Genomic DNA, 9990 nt, shown 5'->3' on the forward strand with positions numbered 1-9990 from the left:
CGCCCCCGGGGAGCCCGCGCCCGTCGCCGGAACCGGCCACATCACCGCTCCACCCTCCCGGTCCCATCCGACCCATCCGCTGCCGGAGTCGTCCGGTGACGGCCGTCCGGACCTGCCGCGCCGACGACGTCAGCAGCACCTGGTGCCGGAGCTTCGGGGGGAGCCATCCCGTCGAGCCCCTTCCCCCGGTGGTGAGGTCGCCCACGATCCCGGTCTGATGGCGGCTTTCCGTCGTGGGGCCGAACTCGCGGAGGACACCGGGAATCCCACGGCCGTGCCACCCGTCGGCGCGACCGGTACACGCACGAGCACCCGAGGAGAATCAACCGATCATGGTGAGTGAAGCGACCGCCCAGGGGAACACTGACCTGTCCTGGCTGCTGACCGGTCTCGTTCAGCGGGTTCCCCACACCCGAAGTGCCCTGCTGCTGTCCAGCGACGGTCTGGTCAAGGCCGTGCACGGATTGGACACCGACGCCGCCGACCATCTGGCGGCTCTCTCCTCGGGTCTCTACTCGCTGGCACGTAGCGCCGGTGCCCGCTTCGGGGACAACGGCGAGGTGCGGCAGGTGGTGGTCGAACTCGCATCGATATTGTTGTTCGTCTCCACCGCCGGACAGGGAGCCTGCCTGTCGGTGCTGGCCGAGCGTGAGGCGGACGCGGCTGTTCTCGGGTACGAGATGGGAATGTTGGTCAAGAGCGTGCGTCCGGTCCTGGCCACACCGGCGCGTGGGTCGGGCGGTCAGTGACCCGATGTCGGAGTCGCACGGACATCAACCGTGGGTGGACGAGAAAGCCGGACGTCTCGTCCGTCTTTACACTGTCAGTTCGGGGCGGACCCGACCCACTTCGGACTTCGACCTCCTGACGATGGTGGTGGCCGTCGAGGATGGGGCGGGGAACTATCTCGGTCCGGACCACGCCCGATTGCTCGAGTTGTGTCAAAAGCCCATCTCCCTGGCCGAACTCGCGGCACATCTTCACCTTCCGGCCACCATTACCAAAGTACTTCTCTCCGATTTGGTGGACAGCGGAGCCGTGACCACCCGTGCTCCCGCCGTCGCAGCCCCCGATCCGACCGACCGAGACCTGTTGGAGGCGGTCCTGCATGGACTCCGCACACGGCTCTGATCCATTTCCCACGGCAGTGAAGATTCTGATCGCGGGCGGTTTCGGAGCCGGTAAGACGACTTTCGTCGGCGCGGTGAGTGAGATCGAACCCCTCAGTACCGAAGAACTGCTCACCCGGGCCGGGATCGGTACCGATGATCTCGATGGCGTCGAGGAGAAGTCCACCACCACGGTGGCGATGGATTTCGGTCGGATCACGCTCGGTCCGCGGCACATCCTCTACCTCTTCGGCGCTCCCGGTCAGGAGCGTTTCTGGTTCATGTGGGACGAACTCTGCGAAGGCGCCATGGGAGCGGTGATCCTGGCCGACACCCGGCGGCTGGAGGACTGTTTCGCCTCGGTGGACTTCTTCGAACGCCGTGGTATCGGCTTTGTTCTGGCGGTCAACGAGTTCGATCACGCGCACCGTTACACCCCGGATGAAATCCGGGAGGCCATCGACCTCGACCCGGGGGTTCCGGTGGTGATGTGCGACGCTCGTCAGTCCGCTTCCGGAACCCGGGTGCTCATTACACTCGTTCAGCACCTGATCGACTCCAGGAGTGATCATGACGATGTTTCCCGACCCCACCAGTCACCTGTTGCTCACCCCTGAGGACCTCGACGCTCCCCGTCGGGTGGAGCGACTGAAGGAGTTGAGGATAGAGGAGGAGCCGCTGCCGGAGTTCGACGCGTTCGCCCGCCGTCTGGCTCACACCACCGGCGCGCCCTTCGCCATGGTCAACTTCATCGACGAGCGAAGGCAGTACTTCGCGGGGCTTCACACCCCCGCGATGGACCGACCGGTCACTCTCGAGCCCGTCGAGGATTCAGTGCCCGGCCGGATCATGGCCCGTGACCACGGATACTGCCCGCATGTGGTGGTACGTCGCAAGGCGCTGGTTCTGGAGGACGTGTGCGATTATCCCCGATTCGCGGGAAACCCCGTTGTGGACGAGATCGGCATTCGCTCCTACATGGGTGCTCCCCTGATGGACGGGTCCGGCATCGCTCTGGGAACCATCTGTGTCGTCGCGCAGGAACCCCGGCCGTGGGGACGGGAGGGTCTGGGAGTCATCAAGAGCATGGCGGAGGAGATGGCCGAGTTGCTCCGTCGGCGGGGTGCACACCCGGGCATCGGGATATGAGCGGGCCCGTCGCCGGTCCTGTCGATCCGTCTTCGGGACGGGGAGTCGACAGGACCGGCGACGGGACGCGGTGAGGTGCGATGGGGGTCACCGCGTCCCGCACTCCCGGCGCACCAGGTGGGAGAGGCGTTCGGACCATTGGCCCCGATCGACTCCCAGGGCCATCTCCCCCAGACGCAGTCGTTGGATATCCGAGGTCCCGGCCGGGGCGTGTATGTGGAAGGCGTCGCGCAGATACCGTTCGATGGGACGGTCCGTGAACAGTCCCGCGGCGGCGTGAATCTCCAGGGCGTCCCGTCCCGAGTCGATGGCGGACTCCACGTTGACCAGCTTGGCGTTCATCAACTGCGGGTCGCAGGGAAGACCACGATCCAGCAGCCCCACCGCGTGGTAGGCGGTCAGGCGGGCCGTCATCAAACGGGACTGCATCTGTCCGAGCTTGAGCTTGATGTTGCCCAACTCGGCCAGGGGGGCCCCGTACCGCTCTCGCTCCAGGCAGAAGGCCGTGGTCTCCTCCACAATGGCCTGGTGGATACCGAGTGATACGGCGGTGAGGTTCGCACGCCCGTACAGCGTGCTGGAGGAGTAGGCCACAGCCAGGCCGTCCCCCTCCCGTCCCAGGAGGTTCTCCGCCGGTATCCGACAGTCCTCGAAGATCAACTCTCCGAAGGAGAAGCCGTGCAACCCCATGGCGGGCCGTTGCTCGCCCACGGAGAAACCCGGCCGGTCGGATTCCACCAGGAAGGCGCTCAATCCTCCGGAACCGGGTCCGGTGCGTACCACGACGCCGTGCAGGTCGCCGACATGGCTGTTGCCGACATACACCTTTCTTCCGTTGAGCACCCACTCCCCACCGTCCCGAACGGCGGTGCTCCCCATGCCCAGAACGTGGCCACCCGACTCGGATTCGGTCACGGCGATGGTGGGCAGGCAGTCGCCGCTGCCCACCAGGGGCAGCCAGCGCTTCTTCTGCTCCTCGGTGCCGAAGTGCATGATTTTGGCCACGCCGAGCTGGGATGCCTGCACCATGGCTCCCATGGCGCCGCTGACCCGTGCCACCTCTTCGATGACGATGGTTTTCGCCAGATGGCCTCCCTCCGAACCGCCGTAACGGCGGGGAACGGTGATCCCGATCCACCCCTGGCGGGCGATGAGGCGTGACAGTTCGTGGTGTGCGCGTCGGTCGGCCTCCATCTCGACCACCCGCGGTCGTATCTCGCGTTCCGCGAAATCTCGTACCCGGTGGCGCAACTCCTCGTGCTCGGGCTCCGTCAAGTGGTCCATCCCGTTTCCTCTCCCCCGGGAAGCCTGCGTCGTCCCGTTCGGGTGTCGTGGGCCGAGAGGGCCGGCGAGCGCCGGATGTCCCCGATCGACGGGAACATCCTGGTCGGTATCCGAGGGCTTTCAAGATCGCGTCGAAAGTATGGTTGAAAATCAGACAATCGCTCCCGTGAGTGGCTTCATCCTTGTTCCGAGCCGGCTTGTTCCGATCGCTCCCACCGGATCCACCATCGCGTGCCCGATGCACGGTGATCGACCACGAGTCGCGGGTGCCGTACACGTGGTTGGCGGGAAGAGGTGTGTCCGGCCTCCGCCTCGAGGGCGTGAGCGGGAGGAAAAGTGTCTTGAAGTCGACGGTCCGAGCCGGGCCGGTCCGGGAGTGCTTGCCGCGGAGATGGGTCCGAGGGACGGGGATCGACAGGGGAAGGGGAAGCCGGGGGCTCATTCCCTCAGAGCATCGGGAGCGGGTGACCGCCGTGTTTCCCGCGGAGCGGAAAGTGGGGGGGAGCACGCCGGAGTCCGGCTCGCTCCCCGGATTTTCCGGGGTCCCGGGGACCTGTCCCGGCCACCCTCACACAGTGATCGGGAGCTGTTCCGGAGGCCCGGGGCGGGCGTAGTACCACCCCTGTGCCGAGTCGCATCCCAACTCCCGGAGCCGGTCCGCCTGCCCGGAGGTCTCCACGCCCTCCACGGTCACCGCCAGCCCCAGGGTGTGGGCGAGCGACACGATGCCGTCCACGATCTTCAGGTCCACCGGATCGGCCGGGTGGTGCTGCAACCCCTCGGTGAAGGAGCGGTCCAGCTTCAGGGTCCCGGCCGGCAGTCGGCGCAGGCTCGCCAGATTCGAGTAGCCCGTCCCGAAATCATCCAAAGCTATGCCCACCCCCAGTTCCGAGAGCTTGCGCAGCGGCTTCAACTCGTGGTCGTCGGCCCGCACCATGGCGCTCTCGGTCACTTCCAGGCACAACGCCTCCGGAGCCACGCGGAACTCCTCGAGCACCCCCACCGTCTCCTCCACCAGATCGGGATGGTGCAGTTGGCGGGGGGAGAGGTTGACGTTCACCCGCAGCGGTTCGGCGCCCCCTCTGCCCTCGTCCTGCCACTCGCGTGCCTGTCGCACCGCCTCGCGCAGCACCCACCGGCCCAACGGCACGATCAGTCCGGTGTGTTCGGCCAGCGGTATGAATCGGTCCGGTCCCAGCACGCCGTGCCGGGGGTGGCTCCACCGCACCAGCGCCTCGGCGCCCTCCGTGCGCCCGTCCGCCATCCGGATCAGCGGCTGGTACTCGATGAAGAACTCGCACCCCTTCAGGGCGCCCGGCAGGTGGTGGGTGAGGTGGTGTCGGCTGATGGCGCGGGCGTCGGAGTCCGGGTCGGCCACCGCGTAGCGGTTGCCGCCCTCGGACTTGGCCCGGTACATGGTGATCTCCGCGCTGCGCAGCACCTCCGCGGAGCTCAGCTCCGACACAGCGCCCTCCACCACACCGATGCTGGTGCGCACCATCAGTTCGCGTCCGCCGACCTCCACCGGGGCGGAGATCGCCTCCAGGGCCCGGTGGGCCAGCTCCACGACCTCGGCGGGGGAGGAGGGGTCCAGGACCATGGCGACGAACTCGTCGCCGCCGATCCGCGCCAGCAGACGACCGCGTCCGGCCAGTGCCTCCTCCAGCCGCTCGGCCACCGCGATCAGCAGTTGGTCGCCCACCGCGTGCCCGAGGCTGTCGTTGACCGCCTTGAACCCGTCCAGGTCCAGGTAACACAGCCCGACCCGTCGGTATCCGCTGTCGGGGTTCAGGGCCTGCTCCAACCGTTCGAAGAACAGAGCGCGGTTGGGGAGATGGGTCAGCTCGTCGTGGGTGGCCTGGTAGCGAAGTCGCAGGTTGAACAGCCGGCGCTCGGAGATGTCCTCCACGATCGCCAGCATGTACTGCGGCTCGCCGTTGGGGTCGCGCAGCAACGAAACGGTGAGATTGGTCCACAGGACGGTGCCGTCGCTGCGCGGGTACGGCTTCTCCACCCGGTAGTGGTCGCGCTCCCCGCGCATCAGCTCACCCTGGAGCCGCCAGACCTCCGGCGCGTCGTCCGGGTGGGTCCAGTCCCGCACGTTCCTGCTGCGGATGTGATAGTCCGATCCGCCCAGCATCCGAGCCAGGGAGTCGTTGAAGTCGATGATCCGCCCCTCCATGTCGGCGATTCCGATGCCCAGGGCGGCGTCCCGGAAGATCGCCCGGAAACGGGCCTCGCTCTCGTGCAGTGCCCCGGCGATCTCCTTCTGGGCGGTGAGCGCGGCCCGGGAGAGGGTCTCCTGCTCGCTGCGGGTGCGTTCCTGGAGGGCCCGGGCGAAACCGGCGGCGATCGCGTGCTGCAGCCGGGTGCAGCGCACCCGCGCGTCCTCGGTCTCCAGCCGATCGGGCTCCAGGCAGTAGAGGAGGAGGTAGGCGTCGATGACGTCCAACATCCGGGGGAGGGAATCCGCGCCGGTGCAGTGCGCGCGCACCAGTTCCTCGCCCACCGCCTGGCCGGGCGCCGGGTCGAAGGGGTGCGCGTGCAGAGCGGCGGTCAGGCGGTGGGTCAGCTCGAGCAGGAGTTCGGCGAACTCCTCCCGGGTCATCGAGGTGGCCGTGGAGGGATAGACGGCGCGGCACCAGATGCGGGCGAACCGCTCCGGGCCGTCCGGGGGTTCCGCCGCGCCGTCCCTTTCCCGCGGTGCCCCGGGGTGGGCAGGTGTCACGCCGTGCGTCCCACTCCCGCGAAGCCGGTGAAGACCGCGGGGTCCTCCTGGTCCAGCGGACCCTCGGGGCGCCACTCGGGCATGGGGACCAGGCCGGGCTCGACCATCTCCATGCCCTCGAAGAAGGCCGTGACCTCCTCCCGGTTGCGCATCACCAGATTGTTGCCGCCCCGGCGGTAGACGTCGCTGACCGCGTCCCCCTCCTTCTCGGTGCGCGGGCCGGTGTCCGTCGAGGCGTGGGTGAGGATCAACAGGCTGCCGGGGGCCATCGCGGCGCGGTAGGTCGCCATCGTCTCCAGCGGCTTGTCGGTGTCCTCGACGAAGTGCAGCAGCGCCACCAACAGCAGCGCGATCGGGCGGTCGAAGTCGAACAGTTCAGTCGCCTCGGGGCTGTTCAGCACGGCCTCCGGGTCGCGGAAGTCGGCGGCCAGGACGCGGGTTCGCGGATCGTCCTCGAGGACGGCGCGGCTGTGCGCGACGGCGACCGGGTCGCGGTCCACGTACAGCACCCGGACCTCCGGGTGGGCGGCGCGCGCCACCTCGTGGACGTTGCCGAAGGTGGGGATTCCCGAGCCGATGTCGAGGAACTGGGTGACGCCCTGATCCACCGCGTAACGGACCGCACGCCGCATGAAGGCCCGGTTCGCCTGCATGATCTTCGGCAGGCCCGGGAACGCCTGCATGGCCGCGCGGGCGGCCACCCGGTCGGCCTCGAAGTTGTGGGATCCGCCCAGGTAGTAGTCGTACATGCGCGCGACGCTCGGCACGGACAGGTCGATTCCCTGCGGGGCCCAATCGGGTCGCTCCATCAACATCTCCCGGGGCTCGGTGATTTGGAGTCCGGGCAGAGCGTACTGACCGGTGGCGCGGGTAGGGAAGCAAAGCGGGGGTGAAGGTTCCGCCGGTGGAGGGATCGGTGGGCATATGCACGGGTTTGCCGGACGTAAGAGGGTGCTTTCCCCGGGAGTCATCCCCATGACGGGGGAGGACGTGTCCCCGAAGTGCGGGTCCGCCTTCCGCGCCGGACCTTTCACCTCTCCCGGGCGGGGCGGGGGAAGGGGCGCCCGGCATGTGCAGTCGGCGCCTCCCACCGCCGGGAGGCGGGTGAGCCCTTTCCGGCGTGCCGACGCGCCGCCCCGGACGCGGGGGAGCGGGACGGCGCGACAACGCGGCGGCGCGGGGTCTCAGATGCCGACGCCGTTCTGCCGGAGGTAGGCGATCGGGTCGATGTCGGTGCCGAAACCGGGGCCGGTCCGGATCTCGAAGTGGAGGTGCGGACCGGTGGAGTTGCCGGTGGAGCCCGAGCGACCCAACCGCTGTCCCGTGCCCACGGGTTGGCCGGCCGACACCGAGATCGCCGAGAGGTGGGCGTACTGGCTGTACCGGCCGTCGTCGTGACGGACGATCACCTCGTAGCCGAAGGATCCCGACCAACCGGCCGAGACCACCGTGCCCGCGGACACCGACCGCACGGTGGTGCCGGTGGGCACGGGAAAGTCCACACCGGTGTGGTAGCCCAGCGACCAACCGCTGCCCCGGGTGCGGTAGGACGCCCCGGTGGCACCGTCCACGGGAGAGGTGTGGGATGCCTTCGCGGGGGCCGGTGCGGGCTTCTCCGCCGGCTTCTCGACCGCGGCGGGCTTCGGTGCGGGCTTCTCCGCCTGCTTCGGAGCCGGGTCCGCGCGCCGTTCGTCCCGCGACGCGGGCCGTTCCGCGACGACGGTGCCCGCGGGCAGGGACAGCCGTTGACCGGGGAGGATCAGGTTCGGGTCGTTCCCGATGACGGAACGGTTCAGTTCGTACAGCGACTGCCATCCGCCCTCGACGGAGTGTTGACCGGCGATTCGGTACAGGGTATCCCCGCGGACCACGCGGTGGTCCCCGGCACCGCCCTGCGGGACCTTCCCGGTCGCCCCGGCCGTCCGAACCGGGCCCTCCGAGCCCTTCGGGGAGCCCCCGCCCGGATCCTCGGCGGCCCCGGCCGGTGCCGGGTCCTCCGCCACGGCCTTCGGGCCGGACGGCACGGGTGGCTCCGGGGCGACGACGGAAGCCCCGGCACCGCGCACCAATCCCGCACGGGTGGAGCAGACCGGCCACGCGCCGGGGCCCTGACCCTCCAACACCTTCTCGGCGATTGCGATCTGTTGGTCGCGTTCGGCGAGGTCGGCCCGGGGCGCGTACCGGGTGCCGCCGAACTCCTCCCAGGTGCTCTGCTTGAACTGCAGGCCGCCGTAGTAGCCGTTGCCGGTGTTGATGTCCCAGGTGCCGTCGCTCTCGCAGTCGGCGACCTTCTCCCACACCTCCGGCGGCGCGGCCTGGGCGCCGGTGGCCGAGACCAGCGGCAGGGCCAGACCCGCTCCGGAGGCGGTGACGGTCAACGAGGCCCGGACGGCGGGACTCGGTCGGTGACGGCGGTGACGCCCTCGTGTGGTCATCCGAGGTCCTCCCCGTTCCGGACGCCCCGTTGACGGGGCGTCGGTGCGCGAACTGCCGCCTGCTTGCGCGGCGCACCCAGGCTAGGGGCTGCACAGCGCACCGACAAGGGAGCGCAGGGTATTCGACGGGCCGACACGGGTGGGCGCACGGGGCGCGGACGGAGCACCGGCGGGGGCGCGTCCACCGGTGCGACGATCCCGACGCGCCCCGCGCCGGCGACCGGCCTCACTCCCGCGGCAACACCCCCCGCTCCTCGAAGACCTTTCGGACCACGGCCATCGCGCACAACGCCCGGGGAAAGCCCGCGTACACCGCGCACTGCATGACCGCCTCGACGATCTCCGAGGGGTCCAACCCGACGTTCAGCGCCCCGTGCACGTGCAGCCCCAGCGCCGGGTCGCAGCCGCCTATCCCGCTCAGCACGCTGATCGCCACCAGGGAGCGCTGCCGGTGGTCGAGCCCCGGTGAGCTGTGAACCTCCCCGTAGGCGAACTCCACGATGAAGCGACCCAGTTCGGGAGCCACCTCGGCGAGATCCCCCAACACGGTGTCCGCGTGCGGGCCGAGCACCTGCCGCATCCTGTCCATACCCCGTTTGTGACGCTCCTCGTCCCCCACCGTGCCCCCGAAGCCGTCCCCGACGGTGTGGGTGCCTGCGGTCTCGGTCATCTGCCCCTGCCTCTCCCCTGTGGTCCCGTGTGCTCCCCGGCCCCGGCGGTCCCCCGGGATGCCGTGCGGGGTGTGGCCCGGAACGGTGTCCCGAACCGGGCCCCGGTGTCGGATTCACCCGAACGGTTTCGGCCACCGGAACGCGGGGTGAGCGCATCCTTACCCCGGGAACGCGTCTTCCATCGACCCCCCGGCACGCCCGCGCACGCCGTCCGCACCGATGACGTGTGCGTTCCCCCGATGCGGGTGAGGATGGACAACAGGAGAAAACGAGAGAAGAGGTCGGGGCCCACCGTTCCCGACGGGGCGGAACCCGAGAGTTCCGCCCGCACCACCGCCACCTGGAGGTCCGTTGTCCAGCACCGATCGTCCCGGGGAGGTCACGGCCCCCGCCGGCCGCTCGTTCCGACGGTTCCGGCACGCCCTGCGGCTTCGTTCCCTGGGAGCCGAGCCGGGGGGCGCCCGCCTGGAGCGCATGCGTTCCTCACCCCATTTCCGCGACGGGGCCTTCCGCAACGAGCGCCCCATCGACGGACTCGACGTCACCGACTACCTGCCGCTCCTGCGGGAGAGCCTCAACCGCGAGGCCAGGGCCCGCAGACACCCCGCCCGACC

The 9990-nt window shown here is 69.3% G+C and carries 9 protein-coding genes and 1 pseudogene; 5 read left to right on the top strand and 5 right to left on the bottom strand.

The features are described from left to right. The first annotated feature begins 332 nt into the window (after positions 1–332). Genes FNQ90_RS04930 through FNQ90_RS04945 form a run of 4 tightly spaced genes read left to right on the top strand, consistent with a single transcriptional unit; the run spans position 333 to position 2258 of the window. Positions 333–749, top strand: a complete 417-nt coding sequence (locus tag FNQ90_RS04930; protein WP_182605137.1) for a roadblock/LC7 domain-containing protein — start codon at positions 333–335, stop codon at positions 747–749. Between the two features lie 4 nt (positions 750–753). Continuing rightward, positions 754–1131 carry a DUF742 domain-containing protein gene (locus FNQ90_RS04935; protein WP_182605138.1) on the top strand — a complete coding sequence of 126 codons (378 nt, stop codon included), beginning with the start codon at positions 754–756 and terminating at the stop codon, positions 1129–1131. Continuing rightward, on the top strand, positions 1109–1726 hold the full coding sequence (locus FNQ90_RS04940) for a GTP-binding protein (RefSeq protein ID WP_182605139.1): 618 nt from the start codon (positions 1109–1111) through the stop codon (positions 1724–1726). Before FNQ90_RS04935 ends, FNQ90_RS04940 begins: the two co-directional genes overlap by 23 nt. After that, entirely contained in the window at positions 1680–2258 is a 579-nt protein-coding gene (locus FNQ90_RS04945) for a GAF domain-containing protein (protein WP_407699303.1), read from the top strand. Before FNQ90_RS04940 ends, FNQ90_RS04945 begins: the two co-directional genes overlap by 47 nt. An 87-nt stretch (positions 2259–2345) precedes the next feature. Here FNQ90_RS04945 and FNQ90_RS04950 read toward each other — a convergent pair whose 3' ends face one another. From FNQ90_RS04950 to FNQ90_RS04970, 5 genes are all read right to left on the bottom strand, one after another. After that, positions 2346–3542, bottom strand: a complete 1197-nt coding sequence (locus FNQ90_RS04950; protein ID WP_182605140.1) for an acyl-CoA dehydrogenase family protein — start codon at positions 3540–3542, stop codon at positions 2346–2348. Between the two features lie 568 nt (positions 3543–4110). Next, the gene (locus tag FNQ90_RS04955; protein WP_323379780.1) at positions 4111–6270 is read right to left on the bottom strand and encodes a putative bifunctional diguanylate cyclase/phosphodiesterase; all 2160 of its coding nucleotides are present in this window, start codon (positions 6268–6270) and stop codon (positions 4111–4113) included. Beyond that, positions 6267–7079 carry an SAM-dependent methyltransferase gene (locus tag FNQ90_RS04960; protein WP_182605141.1) on the bottom strand — a complete coding sequence of 271 codons (813 nt, stop codon included), beginning with the start codon at positions 7077–7079 and terminating at the stop codon, positions 6267–6269. Before FNQ90_RS04960 ends, FNQ90_RS04955 begins: the two co-directional genes overlap by 4 nt. Positions 7080–7454: 375 nt before the next feature. Beyond that, a complete protein-coding gene (locus tag FNQ90_RS04965; protein WP_182605142.1) occupies positions 7455–8705 on the bottom strand; it encodes a transglycosylase family protein in 1251 nt (416 codons plus the stop codon). A gap of 226 nt (positions 8706–8931) precedes the next feature. Beyond that, complete coding sequence (locus FNQ90_RS04970; protein ID WP_182605143.1) at positions 8932–9375, bottom strand: carboxymuconolactone decarboxylase family protein; 444 nt, start codon at positions 9373–9375, stop codon at positions 8932–8934. Between the two features lie 352 nt (positions 9376–9727). Between FNQ90_RS04970 and FNQ90_RS04975 the strand changes: the two are divergent. Then, positions 9728–9990 (top strand): annotated as a pseudogene (locus tag FNQ90_RS04975) (hypothetical protein); the annotation flags it as partial.

This window comes from Streptomyces alkaliphilus (assembly GCF_014141535.1).
GTDB lineage: Bacteria > Actinomycetota > Actinomycetes > Streptomycetales > Streptomycetaceae > Streptomyces > Streptomyces alkaliphilus.